Below are 16,730 nucleotides of genomic sequence, written 5' to 3' on the forward strand. Positions count from 1 at the left end.
CCTCTATGGGTTACGTCGTATACATCTATTGGACTATATACAGCCCCCGACTTAGAGTCGTGCTCGACAGCATCCGAGTGACAAGGACGACACGCGTTGATCATCGACATCCATGGCCACTACACCACGGCGCCCGCGCAACTGGGTGCCTGGCGTGATCTCCAGATCGCCTTCGCGGAGGGGAACGGCGACGCGCCGGATCCGGCGTCTCTCCGCATCAGCGACGACGACATCCGCGAGACGATCGAGGCGAATCAGCTCCGGTTGATGAAAGAGCGCGGCAGCGACATCACCGTCTTCAGCCCCCGCGCCTCTTTCATGGCCCACCACATCGGCGACTATGCCGTCAGCGAGACCTGGGCCCGCATCTGCAACGACCTCGTCGCGCGGGTCGGCGAGCTGTTCCCCGACCGCTTTCTCACCGGCGCCATGCTGCCGCAGACGCCTGGTGCCGACCCGTCGACGACGGTGGCCGAACTCACCCGAGCGGTGGAAGAGCTCGGCGCCGTGACAGTAAACCTCAACCCTGACCCGTCGGGCGGCCGCTGGTCCGCCCCCGCGCTGACCGATCGCTCCTGGTACCCGATCTACGAGAAGCTCGTCGAGTACGAGATCCCGGCGATGGTGCACGTGAGCACGACCTGCCGCCCCGACGTATTCCACACCACGGGCGACCACTATCTGGGTGCAGACACTACGGCGTTCATGCAGCTGCTGAAGGGCGACCTGTTCGCCGACTTCCCCGACCTGAAACTCGTCATCCCGCACGGAGGCGGCGCTGTGCCGTACCACTGGGGTCGGTTCCGCGGTCTCGCGATGGCGCTCGGCAAGCCTGAGCTCGAGGAGCACTTGCTGCGCAACGTCTTCTTCGACACGTGCGTCTATCATCAGCCGGGCATCGACCTGCTGACCGACGTCATCCCGACCGACAACATCCTGTTCGCCAGCGAGATGATCGGCGCAGTCCGCGACATCGACCCGCGCACGGGTCACCATTTCGACGACACGAAACGCTATGTCGACGCCACTCGGCATCTGTCGGATGCCGCGCGCGCCCAGGTGTTCGAGGGCAACGCCCGTCGCGTCTACCCGCGGCTCGACCGCGCCCTGACCGCCCGCGGGCTCTGAGAAGGATCACACCATGCGACTGAACGATCTTGGCATCGTCCGCACGAACATCCAGCGTCCCGACCCGGACGACGTGGCCCGCCTGTCGCAGTTCGGGGTCGCCACGATCCACGAGGCTATGGGGCGCGTCGGCCTCATGCGTCCCTACATCCGTCCCGCTTACACCGGGGCGCGACTGTGCGGCCCGGCGGTGACGGTGCTGCTGCAGCCCGGCGACAACTGGATGTTCCACGTCGCGGCCGAGCAGGTCCAGGCCGGCGATGTGATCGTCGCCGGCTGCACGACCGAGAGCGAGGACGGCTTCTTCGGAGAACTGCTCGCCACCTCTCTCACCGCGCGCGGCTGCAAGGGACTCGTGATCGACGGCGGTGTCCGTGACGTGGCCGACCTCGAGAGGATGGGCTTCCCGGTCTTCTCCCGCGCCATCAGCTCCAAGGGGACCGTGAAGGCCACGCTCGGCTCGGTGAACGTACCGGTCGTCGCCGCGAACGCGCTCGTCAACCCGGGAGATGTCGTCGTCGCCGACGTCGACGGAGTCGTCGTCGTGCCGCGCGAACTCGTCGGCGCCGTGGCGGATGCCAGCCGCACGCGCGAGGACGCCGAGGAGTCGAAGCGGCAGAAGTTCCGCGAGGGCGTGCTGGGCCTCGATCTCTACGGCATGCGCGAGCCGCTCGCCGCGGCCGGCCTGGAATACGTGGAGGACTGACGATGGCGCACGGCGACACCACCGGTGGATTCACCAAGACCGACGGCTGGCTGGACTGGTACGACGGCCCGACCACGCCGACCTTCCGGCTGCCGACGGGCGCGGTCGACGCGCACTGCCACGTCTTCGGACCCGGTGCCGAGTTCCCCTACGCGCCTGAGCGCAAGTACACGCCCTGCGATGCATCGGCGGATCAGCTTTTCGCCCTGCGCGACCACCTCGGCTTCGACCGCAACGTGATCGTGCAGGCGACGTGCCATGGTGCCGACAACAGCGCGCTCGTCGACGCGCTCCGCCGCAGCGAAGGTCGCGCAAGGGGCGTCGCGACCGTCCGCAGAGATGTCACCGACGAGGAACTCTCCGAGCTGCACGCCGCGGGCGTGCGCGGTGTGCGCTTCAACTTCGTGAAGCGGCTGGTCGACCGGGTGCCCACCGATTCGCTCGACGACATCGTCGCCAGGATCGCGCCGCTCGGATGGCACGTCGTGATCTATTTCGAGGCCGACGACCTTCCGGAGCTCTACGACTTCTTCTCCCGCATCCCGACCGGCGTCGTCGTCGACCACATGGGCCGACCCGACGTGGCGAAGGATCCGGAGGGCCCGGAGTTCGGTCTCTTCCTGCGATTCCTGCGGGAGAACCCGAACGTGTGGACCAAGGTCTCCTGCCCCGAGCGGCTCAGCGCGACCGGCCCGCGCGCGCTCGACGGCGAGCAGCACGCCTACACCGACGTCGTGCCGTTCGCCCGCCGTGTGGTCGAGGAGTTCCCCGACCGCGTGCTGTGGGGCACGGACTGGCCCCATCCCAACCTCAAGGACCACATGCCCGACGACGGGCTGCTGGTCGACTACATCCCGCAGATCGCGACGACGCCGGCCCTGCAGCAGAAGCTGCTCGTCGACAATCCGCGCCGCCTCTACTGGGCGGACTCAGACACCACCGAAGGAGAATGACGATGTCACTCGACAAGCCGTACAGAGACATTCCCGGCACCACCATCTACGACGCCGACCAGGCTCGCAAGGGGTACCACCTCAACCAGTTCGCGATGTCGCTGATGACACCCGAGAATCGTGAGCGCTTCCTCGCCGACGAGGCGGCCTACCTCGACGAATGGCCGCTGAATCCGGTGCAGCGGCAGGCCGTGCTCGACATGGACCTCAACGCCATGATCGGCGAGGGCGGCAACATTTACTTCCTGGCCAAGATCGGGGCGACGCACGGTCTGAGCTTCCAGCAGATGGCCGGCTCCATGACCGGCATGTCCGAGGCGGCCTATCGCGACATGATGATCGGCGGCGGTCGCAACCCCCAGGGGGCACGACTCAAGGATCTCGACGGCTGGACGCCGCCGAGCACCGAGAAGGCGACGACGATGCGTCCGGATGCTCCGGCGAAGTTCACGTCGGCCGTGTTCACCTCGCACGTTCCGGCGATCGGCGCGGCGATGGATCTCGGCAAGACCGAGGAGCCGTACTGGAAGAAGGTGTTCGACGGGTACGAGTGGACCCGCCGTTGGGCGAAGGAGAACACTCCGGACGTCGTCATCCTCGTGTACAACGACCACGCGACGGCGTTCGATGCCTCGATCATCCCGACGTTCGTGCTCGGCACCGGAGCCCACTACCCGGTCGCCGATGAGGGATACGGTCCGCGCCCGGTGCCGGACGTGAAGGGCTATCCCGAGTTCGCGGCCCACCTCGCGCAGTCGATCATCCAGGACGACTTCGACCTCACCCTGGTCAACGAGATGGTCGTCGACCACGGTCTCACGGTGCCGCTGTCGCTCGTCTACGGCGAGTTCGGCACGGACGAGAAGTGGCCCGTCAAGGTCATCCCGCTCGCCGTCAACGTCGTGCAGTACCCGGTGCCGTCCGGTCGCCGCTGCTACGAGCTCGGCAAGGCGCTGCGCCGCGCGATCGACAAGTGGGACGGTCCTGAGCTGAACGTGCAGATCTGGGGCACCGGCGGCATGAGCCATCAGCTGCAGGGTCCGCGCGCCGGGCTCATCAACAAGGAATGGGACAACGCCTTCCTCGATCACCTGATCGCCGACCCGCTGGGCCTCACTGGATGGCAGCACATGGAGTACGTCGATGAGGCGGGCTCTGAGGGCATCGAGCTCGTCGACTGGCTGATCGCCCGTGGTGCCATGGACGACCAGTTCGGCGGGGGAGCCCCCGAGGTCGACCACCGGTTCTACCATGTGCCGGCATCCAACACCGCGGTCGGCCACCTGGTGGTCAGCAACGAGGTCGCGCCGCACCTCGCGGCATCCGCACCGGCGAACGCATCGGCGGATCAGGAACTCGAAGAGGCGACGGCATGAGCGATCGCACCCGTGTCGCCGTCGTCGGCGCCGCCGGCGCCTTCGGGATGAAGCACCTCGACGGTCTGGCGCACATCGAGGACGCGGAGGTGACCGTGGTCAGTGCCACCTCGCAGGAGAAGGCCGATGCCGTGGCCGCTCAGTACGGCGTGGCGAACGCCCTCGTCGGGTTCGAGGCGGTGCTCGAACGGGACGACGTCGACGCGGTGATCCTCGCTACCCCCACCGGACTGCACGCGGGGCAGACCCAGGCGGTCCTCGCCGCGGGGAAGCATGTGCAGGTCGAGATCCCGCTCGCCGACTCGGTGGCGGATGCCGAGGCGACACTGGCGGCCGCCGAGGCATCCGACCGCATCGCGATGGTCGGACACACCCGGCGATTCAATCCCTCGCATCAGCTGGTGCACGAGCGGATCACGGCCGGGGAGTTCGCCGTGCAGCAGATGGATGTCCAGACCTACTTCTTCCGCCGGTCGAACACGAACGCCAAGGGCGAGGCGAGGTCGTGGACCGACCACCTGCTGTGGCATCACGCCGCCCACACCGTCGATCTGTTCGCCTACCAGGCGGGCAGGATCGTGCAGGCGAATGCGATCCAGGGGCCGATCCACCCTGAGCTCGGCATCGCGATGGACATGTCGATCCAGCTGAAGAGCGAGAGCGGCGCCATCTGCACGCTGTCGCTCTCGTTCAACAACGAGGGCCCGTTCGGCACCTTCTTCCGCTACATCGGCGACACCGGCACGTACGTCGCGCGGTACGACGACCTCTTCGACGGCAAGGAGGAGCAGATCGACGTGTCGCAGGTCGCCGTGAGCATGAACGGCATCGAGTTGCAGGACCGCGAGTTCATCAGCGCGATCCGCGACGGTCGCGAGCCGAACTCGTCGATCCGGCAGGTCATCGACTGCTATCGCGTGCTCGGCCGGCTGGAGGAGCAGCTCTCGTGACGCTGCCGCGCATCGGACTCGGCTGCATGTCGCTGAGCCACGCGTACGGTGTGCCGCCCTCTGAGGAGGACGGCCTGCGTCTGCTGCGGACCGCGCTCGACGAGGGCGTGCGGATGCTGGACACCGCCACGCTCTACGGCGGCGGTCGCAACGAGGAGCTCGTCGGTCGCGCGATCACCGGGCGCCGCGACGAGGTCGTCCTCGCCAGCAAAGGCGGGATGTCCCTCGTCGACGGTGTCAAGAGGATCGATGGGCGCCCGGCGACTCTGCGATCACAGGTCGACGCCTCGCTGAAGCGTCTCGGCACCGATCACATCGACCTCTACTACTTGCACCGGTGGGACAAGACGGTGCCCATCGGCGACAGTGTCGGCGCGCTGGCCGAGATGGCGGATGCCGGGAAGGTCGGGGCCATCGGCCTGTCCGAGGTCTCGGTGGCACGGCTCCGCGAGGCGCAGGACGTCACGCCCATCGCGGCCGTTCAGAATGAGTATTCGCTGTGGAGCCGCAACCCCGAGCTGGGGATGCTGCAGGCGACGGCGGTGCTGGGCATCGCGCTCGTGGCGTTCTCGCCGCTGGCGCGCGGTTTCCTCGGCGACTCGATACAGGATCCCGACCGGCTCGCTCCCCGTGACATCCGTCGCACGCTGCCGAGGTTCCAGGGCGAGCACTGGACTGCCAACGCCGCGCTGCTCCCGTCGTGGCGCGCCCTCGCGGCAGAGGCCGGTTGCACGCCGGCTCAGCTCGCGCTGGCGTGGGTGCTCGCGCGCGGTTCGCACGTCGTGCCCATTCCCGGGACGACGAGCACCGCGCACCTGCGGGACGATCTCGCGGCGGCGGAACTCGCCGTCGACGCCGGGCTGCTGCGGCGGGCGGGCGAGCTGATCGACACGGCATCCGTCTCCGGCCCCCGATACAGCGCGGCGCAGGCGACCGAGGTCGACGCGGAGTCGTTCGAGAGTGTCGCATGAAGGCCCTCTCGTCGATGGCCACCAGAGCATTGCTCGCCGACCTCGCCACGGCCGCGGCCGAGGCCGGCCTGCCGTGCGCCGAGATCGAGTCGGTGGGTGGGGTCGACGCGGCACGCCGGGTGGCGGCGGGCGAGCAGCTGGACCTCGTCTTCCTGGCATCCGGAGCGCTGCAGGAACTCGCCGACCACGGACACGTCGCCGCGTCTTCGGTGACGCCGCTCGTGCTGTCGCGCACCGCGATCGCAGTCCGTTCCGAGGGAAGCCGCGAGGCCAGCGCACCCGCCGTCCACGCCTTCGATGATGCGGCGGGCGTGCGTGCCGCCCTGCGGAATGCCGGGCGCATCGGCTACTCCACCGGGCCAAGCGGCACGGCGATACTGCGGCAGATCGACGACTGGGGCATGGCCGGGGAACTGCGTGGTCGACTCGTGCAGGCCCGGCCCGGGATGCCGGTCGCCCGTCTCGTGGCCGACGGCGAGGTCGACGTCGGCTTCCAGCAGCTCAGCGAGATGGTCGGACAGGAGGGCATCCGGATACTGGGGGCGCTCCCGCCGGACTGTGCCATCGACACGGTCTTCGCCGGGGCCGTCGCGACTACGTCGACCGACCCCGCGGCATCGCGCGCGGCGCTCTCGTTCTTCGCCTCCGACGCCGTCGTGTCGATCAAAGACGCGCACAGTTTCGTCCACCCGCCGCGACCGTCCCTCAAGTCTAGGTAAACGCGCTTCGGGCTGCGACAAGTTAACTCGGTGTGTGATCCTGGTCCGCGACTGCGGCCAGAGCGGAAGAGAACCGCGAGTGGCACGCAGAAGGCACGAGCAGGCAGCAGGATGCCAGAAACCGTATATTCCGCACTTCCCAGCGGGTTGACCGCGGCTACGGCGAACAGGACGGCCGCCAGTGCGGCCCGGCATCATCGCCGGGTTGATTGCGAGGGGACGCGATGCTCAGTCCGCGGCGGGCAGAGTGGGCTGCTGCTGGGTGATGCAGTGGATGCCGCCGCCACGGTCGAAGAGCGGACGGGCATCGACCGTGGTGACCGCGCGGCCTGGGTAGGACTCGCTCAGGATGGCGCGGGCGCGGGCGTCGGACACGTCGTCGCCGAAGCCGCACGCGATCACGCCGCCGTTGACGACGAGGTGGTTCACGTAACTCCAGTCGACGAATCCGTGGTCATCGCGCAGCGTCGACGGTGCCGGCAGTGCCGTTATCTCGACCGTGCGTCCGAGTGCCGAGAACTGCGACTCCAACTCGCCGCGCAGAACCTTCATCACCTGCGCGTCCGGATGCGCGGCGTCGAGCTGGTCGTGCAGCAGCACCCGATCCGGAGCGGTGAACGTGGCCACGATGTCGACATGCCCGTTCGTGCCGAGGTCGTCATAGTCGCGCGTCAGCCCCTGCGAGAGCCAGATCGCCTGGTCGGCGCCGATCGTGCGCGCCATCTCTGCCTCGACGCGCGCGCGGTCGGCGAGCGGATTGCGGCGGGGGTCGAGCTGGACCGTCTCCGTCAGAAGCACGATCCCGGCGCCATCGACGTGCAGTCCGCCACCCTCGGCGACCAGGAGGGACGAGATGACCTCCGCGCCGATCGCCTCGCTGACGGTGCGGGCGATCTGCGCGGACTTCTGCCACTCGGCCCACGCCGGGGCTCCCCAGCCGTTGAAGATCCAGTCGACCGCCCCGAGCACGTCGGGCCGGTCGTCGTCGACGACGAAGGTGGGGCCCATGTCGCGCATCCAGAACTCGTCGACCGGTGCCTCGAGGATCTCGATCGAGGAATCGAGCATGCGCCGTGCACGGGCGATCTCGGTGGGATCGACCACCATCGTCACGGGCTCGAACTCGATGATGGCGTGGGCGACGGCCGTCCAGGCCGCGTAGCCCTCTTCGCGCGCCGCGGCGGTGTCGCCGAGCGTGAAGCCCTGGCGAGGGAAGGCCATCCAGGTGCGGGTGTGTTCTGCGGTCTCTGCCGGCATGCGCCACATGGTCGTTCCTATCTCGGGGGATGTCTGTCGGGAGTGCGAAGCGAGGGGAGGTCACCAGCCGGTCGCGAGGACGTGCGCGACGGCATCGGCGAAGTAGTCGACCGACTCGCGGGTGACGCACAGCGGCGGCTTGATCTTGAAGACATTGAGATGATCGCCGGTCGGCTGCATGATCACCCCTCGTTCCCGCAGTCGGTCGCAGATCGCGGCCGTGTCGCGGGTCGCCGGCTCGAGGGTCTCGCGGTCGAGGACGAATTCGAGTCCCAGGTAGAGTCCCGATCCGTGGACGGCGCCGATGATCGGGTGCTCGGAGGCGAGCGCCTCGAGGCGCGAGCGCAGGTGAGCGCCGACCTGTCGTGCGTTCTCCTGCAGGTTCTCGTCGCGGATGATGTCGAGCACTGTCAGGCCTACCACGGACGACAACGGAGAGCCGCCGGTGGAGGAGAAGAAGTAGCCCTGTGTGCGATAGCGGTCGGCGATCTCTCGACGGGTGATGACTGCGCCGAGGGGCTGACCGGCGCCGATGGACTTCGCGACAGCGACGATGTCGGGAACGGCGTCCTGCTGCTGGAAGCCCCAGAACCACTCTCCGAGTCGCCCGAAACCCACCTGCACCTCGTCGGCGATGGCAATCCCGCCCTGACGGCGGACCGCGGCGTACACGTCGCGCAGATAGCCGTCGGGCAGAGCTACGCCTCCGGCGTTGCCGAAGTACGACTCGCAGATGAAACCGGCGGCGGGCATCCCGGAATCTGCGAGCCCTTCGATGACCTGCACCGCCTCGGGGGCGTAGTTCACCGCGTCGGCGCCGCGGTGTGTGCCGCGATACGGGTTGGCAGCCGCGACGGTGTGCACCCATTCCGGGCGCGAGCCGACGGCTGCGGGGTTGTCGGCCACCGAGGTGGAGACCGCATCGCTGGCGAAGGTCCACCCGTGGTACGCCTCGCGCATGGCGACCATATCCTGTCGGCCGGTCGAGGCCTGGGCGAGGCGGATGGCGAGGTCGACCGCTTCGGAGCCCGAGTTCACGAAGAACACGGTGTCGAGCTCATCCGGCAGGGTCGCGGCGATCCGTTCGGCGTACTCGGTGATCGCCCGGTAGTGGAATCGGGAGTTGGTGTTGAGCAGACGCAGCTGCCGGTGCGCGGCCTCGGCGATGCGGGGGTGGGCGTGGCCCACCGACGCGATGTTGTTGACCATGTCGAGGTACACGCGGCCGTCGATGTCGATGAGGTACTCGCGCCATCCCCGCTCGATCTGGGGCGGGTGCGTGTAGTAGTGCTCCTGGACCTCGGCGAGCACGGCCTCGCGGCGGCCGAGCATGTCCTCGCCGTCCGCGTCGGCTGCGGCCGGGGGAGTGAGGCCGAACGCCGCGGCAGGGTCGCCGAGTACGGTTCTCCACCCCGCCGCCATCTCGGCAGTGACGCGCTCCGGTGCCGCCACGACATCGGCCCCCTGCCGCTGCACGAAGAGGCGCGTGCGAGCGGGAAGGACCCGGTCGTCGCCGGAGGAGGGAAGTCCGGAGATCGTGAGGGTCTCGCCGCCGTCGGACACGGCGATCGTGCCCGGTCGGATCGTCGTCGTGTCGTCGATCCGGGAGATCGGCGTCGGCTGCGCGAGCCAGACGGTGACGCCGGTGGGGATCGTCGCCGGCGCTTCCGGGGTGCGCGCGGGCGCCTCGGTGAGCACGGGCCGCCACGCCGGAAGGAACACCGCGTCGGCCCCGTCGTCCAGTGATGCGAGCGCCGCGTCGTCGAGAGCGCCCTGCGCCGACCAGCGTCCCTCGTCGTTCAGGGGCGAGGTCGTCCCGGCGTCGAGCGCGGTCACCCGATCGAACGTGGCGAGCGGGGCGCCGGTCCAGACCTCGTCGGGCGCATCCCGGCGGCCCAGCGAATCCCGGATCACGGCGTTCATCACTCGTGACGGCACCGATGCCGCGACCTCGAGAATGAGCATCTCGCGCTCCAGCGCATCGCCCGCATAGGAGTTCGCGTCGTCGAGGCGCACCTGCTGACGACCGCTGAGGGCGAGCACGGCGCCTCGCAGCACGACAAGAGGCCACAGCGCGGTGAGCTCGTTCGCGTCGAGCGGGCGGAGCTCATGGAACGCCCGGATCGCGGGGAGGGTCGTGGCGAGGGTCGCACCGTCGTGGTGCAGCAGCGACGACACGGTCGTCGCGATCTCGCCTACGCGCCAAGAGCTGACCACGTCGCCGAAGTCGATCACGGCATCCGGCAGCGGATCCTCCATCCGGTGCAGCACATTGTCGTCGGTGATGTCGAAGTGCCCGGCCTGCGTCGGTAGCGACTGTTCCACCGGTCGGAGCGTGCGCAGCGCGTCATCCGCAGCGGCGCGGACGAATTCCCGCACGGCGGTGTCCGGTTCAAGAGGGAGGAGCGTGTCGATGACGCGACCGGCGTGGCGGAGATCCCACTGCAGCACCCGCCCGCTCGCGACATGTTCGAAGTCGGCCAGTGCGAGACTGACCCGCGCCGACAGCTCGCCCATGCGGTGGACCACGGCGGGGGAGAGGTGGCGCGACCCCATCAGCGTGCGACCAGACAGATTCTCGATCACCCGGGCGTGGATCCGCCCCTGCGATGTGTTCCACCAGGACGACAGGGGGCCTCGGGGCCCCAGGACCACGCGAGGCACGCGGAGTCCGGGGTCACGGTCGCCGACGGTCGCGGCCGCCGCGTCCTGCATCTCGATCTCGGGCTCGCTGAAGACCGGGTTGCTCAGCTTGAGGACGCCGAGAGGCACGGACGAGTCGCGCGGGAAGACACGGAAGTTCTGGTCCTGCTGGCTGCCGAGCGATGTCAGATCCACCTCGATGCCGAAGGTGCCGGCGAAGAGACGCCGGACCTCGGCGTCGTCGAGGGTCGGCGAGGGCAGTTCGACGTGCTCGAAATAGTCGAAGAACTCGTGCGACATGGTCTCTCTTCTCGCTTCTCTGCGACGGCCGGGTCGGGCGCCCGCGACGTCGGCTATGTCAGGTGTCAGAACGGGGTGGCGGTCGTCGTGGCGGTGTGGCCTGCCGTGGCGCCGTCGGCGTTACGGACGATGACGACGACGAGCGGGCCGTACCCGGGACGCCACTCGCTGTGCCGCGGTTCGTAGGCGTCTGCGGGCACGAACAGCTCGCCTGTGATCCGTTCGCCGTCCGTCGTCGTCGGCACCGGGATGCCGTCGACCGAGGCGGCGCACTCGTCGAGGGTCCCGCCGGTGACGGTCGCCGTGAAGCGGACGAGCCCGTCTCCGCCCGGAGTCGCGTCGAGGGTCACGGTGTCGATCTGCACCGCTATCGAGCCGTCGGCCGTCGGGACCGCGGTGCGGAACAGGGCCTCGTTGGCCAGTGCCGGTGTGCGCACCGGCGCCGCTCGGCGCACGCGCAGCGCCTCGACCGCCGAGGCGATCTGCAGCAGTCGCACGTCATCATGACCGCGGCCGGCGATTGTCGCCCCCACCGGCATCCGAGTGTCGGACATGATGCCCATGGGCACCGTGAAGGTCGGGATCCCCAGATGGCGCGGCACCAGATTGCCGTTCGACACCCAGACACCGTTACGCCAGGCGATGTCCGCGGAACGCGGATTCACATCGGCATCAGCGGGGCCGACATCGGCCGCGGTGGGGAAGATCACCGCGTCGAGGTTCTCGGCATCCATCCACTCCTCGAGGTCCACACGGCGGGCGTGCTCCAGGCCGCGCAGCCCGGCCTCCAGGCCCGGGATTCGCCTCCAGTCGGGCTCGCGCTCCGCGGCCACCGCCACATAGTCGCCGATGTCGTAGGCGATGTCGAAGGGAAGGATGCCGTAGCGGTCCTGCAGGGCTTCGCGCGGGTGGGGGAAGATCTGAGAGGCCTGTGCGTCAGCGAGCCGCTCCAGGGCGGGGTCGCCGTTCTGGCGCAGGAAAGTGTCCATCGCCCAGATCGCGAGCGCCCCGACCTCGTCCTGCAGGAACTGGGGGGTGACGAACCCGCGCTCGACGAGGTCGCGGTCCTGTGCGTGCAGCTTCTCGTAATTGTCGACCGCGGGAAACGCCGTCTCGACGACCTCGGCGCCGGCGGATTCGAGATCGTCTCGCAGGTGAGCCCACAGGGCCATCACGCTCTCGCGAGTCTCGATGGGAAAAGACGAGGCGCCGTCGCCGTTGATGTAGATCCGAGGAACTGCGAAGCGGAGGCCGGCGAGGGAAAGGTCGTCGAGTTCGGCGAAGGACTCGGGACGCAGCGCGGACGGCTGGGGAAGGGGGATCCACGGCTGCGTGCGCCAGAGGTCGCCGTGCGCGTCGGCGTCATCGGCGACGACCGCGTCCAACACGATCTTCATGTCGGCCACCGTGCGGGTGTGCGGCACGACGACGTCCATCGTGGGGACGAGCGGCCAGTTGCCGCGCACCGAGATCACACCACGCGACGGGGTGTAGGCGACGAGGGCGTTGTTCGACGCGGGCGCTCGGCCCGACGACCACGTCTCCTCGCCGAGACCGAAGGCCGCGAGGCTCGCCGCGGTCGCCGTGCCCGAGCCGTTGGAGGACCCGGACCCGAACGCCGAAGTGAGGTAGTCGCCGTTGTACGGGGACTCCGCCCGACCGTAGACCCCGCGCTGCATCCCGCCCGCCGCCATCGGAGGCATGTTCGTCAGGCCGAGTAAAACCGCCCCGGCCACGCGCAGGCGGGCGACGGCGAAGGCGTCCTCCGAGGCGACGAGGTCGGCGAAGGCGGGGGATCCGGAGGCGACGGTGAGCCCCGAGACGGCAAAGCTGTCCTTCGCAGTGAACGGGATCCCGTCGAGCACGCCCCGGGACTCGCCCCGGGCCCGCCGAATGTCGGACTCCCGAGCTTCGTCGAACGCGGCGGGGTTCAGGACAGGAACCGAATTCAGACGGATGCCCGAGCGGTCGTAGAAGGCGATGCGGTTGAGGTAGCGGGCAACGAGCTCGACGCTCGATACGATCCCGGTCTCGAGGGCGGCGTGCAGCTGCGCGATGTCGGCTTCGACGACAGTGAATGTCGAGTGGTCCATGATTCTCTCTCCGCTGGCGCCGTGAGCGCTCTCTGCACCGCCGGACAGGCGTGGCGAGATAAAACATACAGCGTTTGTTTCTTAAGCACCAGACTTTTCACGGCGTAGGCTGGGGCGGCCGAAGGAGACTCTCATCGCACGACCGTCGAAGCCACTGTTGAACCGCGACCTCATCGCTCGCACCGCCCTCGAGCTCATCGATCAGGAGGGTGTAAAGGGTGCGAGCATCCGTCGGGTGGCGGCCAAGTTGGGCGTCAATCCCGCCTCGTTGTACAACCACGTACCCGATCGGGCAGCCATGATCGAAGACGTGCGAGCTCTCGTCTCAGCGCTGATCGACTCCCGGCCGCTTAGGGAAAGCCCCTGGGAGCAGGGCCTCTGGGCCTGGGCGAACTCGTACCGGCGCGCGTTCGCGCATCACTCACGGACGATCCCACTGCTCATGACGACGAAGGCTTCGGCCCCGGTCCTGTTGGCGGAATACGAGGACTTCGTGGCGGCCGCCGAGCGGGCGGGCTGGGGGAGCGGAGATGTGCTCCCGCTGCTCACCGCCTTCGAGTCCTTCATCCTCGGCAGCGTCCTCGACATGTCGGGACCCCCGGTGGTCTTCGATCCGACCGGACAGGAGGAGGAGTTCCCGCGCTTTGCGGCTGCCTTCGCTACGCTGGAGCGCGAGGATCCCGGTGATCCCGTCGCCACGCGGGCCTTTGAGATGGGCCTGCGCATGCTGATCGCTTCTGCCCGCCCCGACGCTCGCGCAACACCGGGGCTCTAACGCGCCGTCGCGTTCGCCTCGCGCCATTCGGGCTATTCAACAGACGGTGTTGGTGAAGATCATGCGTGTCAGCGACGCCGCAGATTTCGCCGGATCAGCTGCACCGCTATCTCGGCGATTAGCACCGAGAACGCGATGTTCGACCAGAGCGGTGTGATCGCCGTCGTGGTGAATAGGCCGAGCGGCGATGCGAGGCACGCGGCGACTTCCACGAACAGTCCGCCGCGCAGGTCGACGTTCTTGCGGCGCATGTGCCCAGCGTGGCCGAGAGCGACCCCGGGATCATCATGAAGACGAGGTCCCCTTTTGCGATCAGGTCGTTGGCGCCGAAGAAGAACATAACTGCCGGGACCACGCCGCCGCCGCCGGCGCCCAGCACTTCCGAAAGGATGCCGGTGACGATGGTGGCCGGACCGTGCGGATCATGTGCACGTTGAGGAACTCGAGCGGTACAAGCCGGCGATGCGCGGCCACGTGGAGTACCTCGCGTCTCTCAACGAACACAGCGACATTGACTCGCAGATCTCGGACCGGAAACCGAGGCACCGCGGCCGAACGAGAAGTGGATCGTTTAGCTGGTCGATGACATGCTCGAGACGCCTGCCGAGTAGACCGCTCAGTCGGTTGCGCCCGAGCTGCCTATGATGACTTCGACGAGCGAACACGTGACGATAACCGTTCGGCGGATTGTGGAAGTAGACCCGACCAAGCATCTTGAAGCTGTCAGATGACGCCGGGGCGTGTTCGTCTGACTCAGAGCGGCTCCGGCGTGCATTGGGGTCACTCCGGGGTGCTTCGCTTCAGTGCTTCCCCCTTGAGCGGGGTGTGCCGCAGCCGCTTCGGTCAGGATCGCAACTGCGCCGCACTGCTCAGGGTGCCTGAGGACTAGCGATCATAGACCCCTGAGTTGAAGGCGTTCGCGCCGATAGTCGGGATAAGTGGTCTTATCGTGGCCAATGGGCCAGACGTTGAAGTGAGATGAGGCTGAGTAGGTGAGCGACGTTTGAGCAGTGGTGGAGTGGGATCGCGAGGGTGCGAGCGTCTGCAAAGTAGATGCGTCTGGGAGGATCGAAGAATGCCCGAACCAGTCGAGGTCACCACCGCTGATCACTACGTGTGGGGCGAGGTCTCCGATGGGTGGCGACTGCTCGACAACCCAGGACTGTCAGTGATCGAGGAGCGAGTGCCGGCCGGCGCCGGTGAAGAGTGGCACGTGCACGACACGGCGACGCAGTTCTTCTACGTGCTCGAGGGCACAGCTCAGATGCAGACCGTCGACGGTACTGTCGACCTCGCGGCCAGACAGGGCGTGGAGCTCCCGCCCGGGCTTGCGCACCGATTCTTCAACCCTGGAGACACGGAGACGCGGTTCCTCGTGATCAGCACGCCGAACACTCGTGGAGACCGACGCGCTCTCGACGTCGCCGCTGAGGTCACCGCGTCGCTGGAGTCGTAGCCCTCTTGCGGAAAAAGATCCGATCGACGATCCTGAACCTGCCAGATGGCGCCGGGGGGCGATCATCTGGCCGGAGTGGCTCTGGCGGGCATCGGCGTCACTTGGGACGCCTCGCATCAGCGCTTCCTCCCTCGCGCGAGGCGTCCCGCACCGGGCCGGCTTTGGGTTGCGCGCCTGGTGCGACAGTGGCTGTTCGTCGTACCCTCGACGCATGGTGGGATCGATCGATCAGCGGAGCCTTCGGTTCCATCGCGCGATGCTCGGCATCAGCGCCGTCCTGTTCGGATATATGATCGGGCTCCTCACATGGACCGTCCAACTCGGCACCGACAACTCCCCACTCCAATGGATTGTTTATGGGTTGCTCGTCTTCGGCTCTGCAGCGCTGCTCAGGTTTCAGGTCGGGCAGGCTCGGCGACGTGGCGGTGGTCGCGAGTGGGGCACAGGGCCGAACCGACATCTCAATGCCGCTGACGACGGGAGCGCCGATGCCTCCCAATGATGGCGATGCTCAGAGTGAAGACGAGCTGAGAGGCCAGTTGCTCCGGATCGAGGAAGAGCACGCTGCGCTTCTCTCGTCGACGATCGGCATGGTGAGTGTGGGGAACGGCGAGCTCGCGGAGCGGGCCAATGAGCTCGAGCGCAAAGCTGACGTGATCCGCGCTCGACTCGGCGAGCCGACCCGCCATCCACCGGAGCCGCCGCGTCGTCGCGTGATTCTGGGATGGGTCACTCTGTGCGCGGCAGTAGTGGCGATCATCGCGCTCGTGCTGCTCTTGCCTCACTGAGTGCGCCGGACGTGAGGGTCTCCGTGCTCTTATGATCGGCGCATGGAACGGAATCCTTTGTTGCCGTCTATCCCGGACCTGCTGCTGATAGGCGGAATCGTCTTGGCCGTGCTGGTGGTCGTTGGTGTGGGGCTGGCCGTGTGGCTGGTGAGGCGATCTCGGTCACGTCCGGGGCCGCGGCCCTCCGATCCGGACGGCAGCTGAGACCGGTTCGCCTCGAGGACTGATTCGTCCCGTTCGGCGGGTGGGGCGATCACAGCTCCCAGTCGGTCATGTCCGTGGAGAGCGTGGGCTCGAACGCTGGAGTGTCTCCGGTGCCGTTCGTTTCGCGCGGCGACACGATGATGAGGACCTTGGATTGAGGGCTTACCAGAACGCTCACCATGCTTTCGCCGTCCTGCAGTTGAACGAAGGACGGACCGGTGGTGGCGGCAGCTTCTATACGGCCGATGAGGTCGGCGAGATCGTGTTCCGGTTGCAACCGGAACGACCATCCGTCGATCGTGACCTGTGTCTTCGTCTCCACTCGCGTCTCGGTCATCCCGCGAGGGTAGCTCCAGCCCGGCGGCTCATGCGTAGGGGCTTGCATCCGACGACGACGAGTTGTAACGATCG

The 16,730-nt window shown here is 67.7% G+C and carries 14 protein-coding genes and 1 pseudogene; 10 read left to right on the forward strand and 5 right to left on the reverse strand.

From position 1 onward, the window contains the following. Window positions 1-96: 96 nt before the first annotated feature. Genes ASE34_RS13200 through ASE34_RS13230 form a run of 7 tightly spaced genes read left to right on the forward strand, consistent with a single transcriptional unit; the run spans window position 97 to window position 6,803 of the window. Window positions 97-1,128 carry an amidohydrolase family protein gene (locus tag ASE34_RS13200; protein ID WP_056279389.1) on the forward strand — a complete coding sequence of 344 codons (1,032 nt, stop codon included), beginning with the start codon at window positions 97-99 and terminating at the stop codon, window positions 1,126-1,128. 13 nt (window positions 1,129-1,141) lie between these two features. After that, window positions 1,142-1,834 carry a 4-carboxy-4-hydroxy-2-oxoadipate aldolase/oxaloacetate decarboxylase gene (gene ligK, locus ASE34_RS13205; protein ID WP_056279391.1) on the forward strand — a complete coding sequence of 231 codons (693 nt, stop codon included), beginning with the start codon at window positions 1,142-1,144 and terminating at the stop codon, window positions 1,832-1,834. A gap of 2 nt (window positions 1,835-1,836) precedes the next feature. Beyond that, on the forward strand, window positions 1,837-2,787 hold the full coding sequence (locus ASE34_RS13210; protein ID WP_056279393.1) for an amidohydrolase family protein: 951 nt from the start codon (window positions 1,837-1,839) through the stop codon (window positions 2,785-2,787). Window positions 2,788-2,789: 2 nt separating this feature from the next. After that, on the forward strand, window positions 2,790-4,163 hold the full coding sequence (locus ASE34_RS13215) for a protocatechuate 4,5-dioxygenase subunit alpha/beta (RefSeq protein WP_082586646.1): 1,374 nt from the start codon (window positions 2,790-2,792) through the stop codon (window positions 4,161-4,163). Continuing rightward, window positions 4,160-5,113 carry a Gfo/Idh/MocA family oxidoreductase gene (locus tag ASE34_RS13220; protein WP_056279395.1) on the forward strand — a complete coding sequence of 318 codons (954 nt, stop codon included), beginning with the start codon at window positions 4,160-4,162 and terminating at the stop codon, window positions 5,111-5,113. Before ASE34_RS13215 ends, ASE34_RS13220 begins: the two co-directional genes overlap by 4 nt. Continuing rightward, window positions 5,110-6,084, forward strand: a complete 975-nt coding sequence (locus tag ASE34_RS13225; protein WP_082586647.1) for an aldo/keto reductase — start codon at window positions 5,110-5,112, stop codon at window positions 6,082-6,084. Before ASE34_RS13220 ends, ASE34_RS13225 begins: the two co-directional genes overlap by 4 nt. Continuing rightward, entirely contained in the window at window positions 6,081-6,803 is a 723-nt protein-coding gene (locus ASE34_RS13230) for a substrate-binding domain-containing protein (RefSeq protein WP_056279396.1), read from the forward strand. The genes ASE34_RS13225 and ASE34_RS13230 overlap by 4 nt, the downstream gene beginning before the upstream one ends. A 228-nt stretch (window positions 6,804-7,031) precedes the next feature. On the opposite strand, the gene ASE34_RS13235 is transcribed toward ASE34_RS13230, so the two are convergent. The 3 genes and pseudogenes from ASE34_RS13235 to ASE34_RS13245 all read right to left on the reverse strand — a co-directional run. Next, complete coding sequence (locus ASE34_RS13235; protein ID WP_082586695.1) at window positions 7,032-8,060, reverse strand: agmatine/peptidylarginine deiminase; 1,029 nt, start codon at window positions 8,058-8,060, stop codon at window positions 7,032-7,034. A gap of 60 nt (window positions 8,061-8,120) precedes the next feature. Beyond that, on the reverse strand, window positions 8,121-11,003 hold the full coding sequence (locus ASE34_RS13240; RefSeq protein WP_056279401.1) for an aminotransferase: 2,883 nt from the start codon (window positions 11,001-11,003) through the stop codon (window positions 8,121-8,123). Between the two features lie 419 nt (window positions 11,004-11,422). Continuing rightward, window positions 11,423-13,096, reverse strand: a pseudogene (locus ASE34_RS13245) (amidase); the annotation flags it as partial. 157 nt (window positions 13,097-13,253) lie between these two features. On the opposite strand from ASE34_RS13245, the gene ASE34_RS13250 reads away from it, so the two are divergent. Continuing rightward, a complete protein-coding gene (locus ASE34_RS13250) occupies window positions 13,254-13,871 on the forward strand; it encodes a TetR/AcrR family transcriptional regulator (RefSeq protein ID WP_056279405.1) in 618 nt (205 codons plus the stop codon). A 68-nt stretch (window positions 13,872-13,939) separates the two neighbouring features. On the opposite strand, the gene ASE34_RS13255 is transcribed toward ASE34_RS13250, so the two are convergent. After that, window positions 13,940-14,122 (reverse strand): hypothetical protein, encoded by a 183-nt coding sequence (locus tag ASE34_RS13255; protein WP_056279407.1) that lies wholly within the window; start codon window positions 14,120-14,122, stop codon window positions 13,940-13,942. A gap of 824 nt (window positions 14,123-14,946) precedes the next feature. Here ASE34_RS13255 and ASE34_RS13260 point away from each other — a divergent pair. Then, on the forward strand, window positions 14,947-15,327 hold the full coding sequence (locus ASE34_RS13260; RefSeq protein ID WP_056279408.1) for a cupin domain-containing protein: 381 nt from the start codon (window positions 14,947-14,949) through the stop codon (window positions 15,325-15,327). 419 nt (window positions 15,328-15,746) lie between these two features. Beyond that, on the forward strand, window positions 15,747-16,115 hold the full coding sequence (locus ASE34_RS13270) for a hypothetical protein (protein WP_157538255.1): 369 nt from the start codon (window positions 15,747-15,749) through the stop codon (window positions 16,113-16,115). 253 nt (window positions 16,116-16,368) lie between these two features. Here ASE34_RS13270 and ASE34_RS13275 read toward each other — a convergent pair whose 3' ends face one another. Beyond that, window positions 16,369-16,656 carry a hypothetical protein gene (locus ASE34_RS13275; RefSeq protein WP_056279417.1) on the reverse strand — a complete coding sequence of 96 codons (288 nt, stop codon included), beginning with the start codon at window positions 16,654-16,656 and terminating at the stop codon, window positions 16,369-16,371. Between the last annotated feature and the right edge of the window lie 74 nt (window positions 16,657-16,730).

Source organism: Microbacterium sp. Root280D1 (assembly GCF_001428975.1).
Lineage (GTDB): Bacteria > Actinomycetota > Actinomycetes > Actinomycetales > Microbacteriaceae > Microbacterium.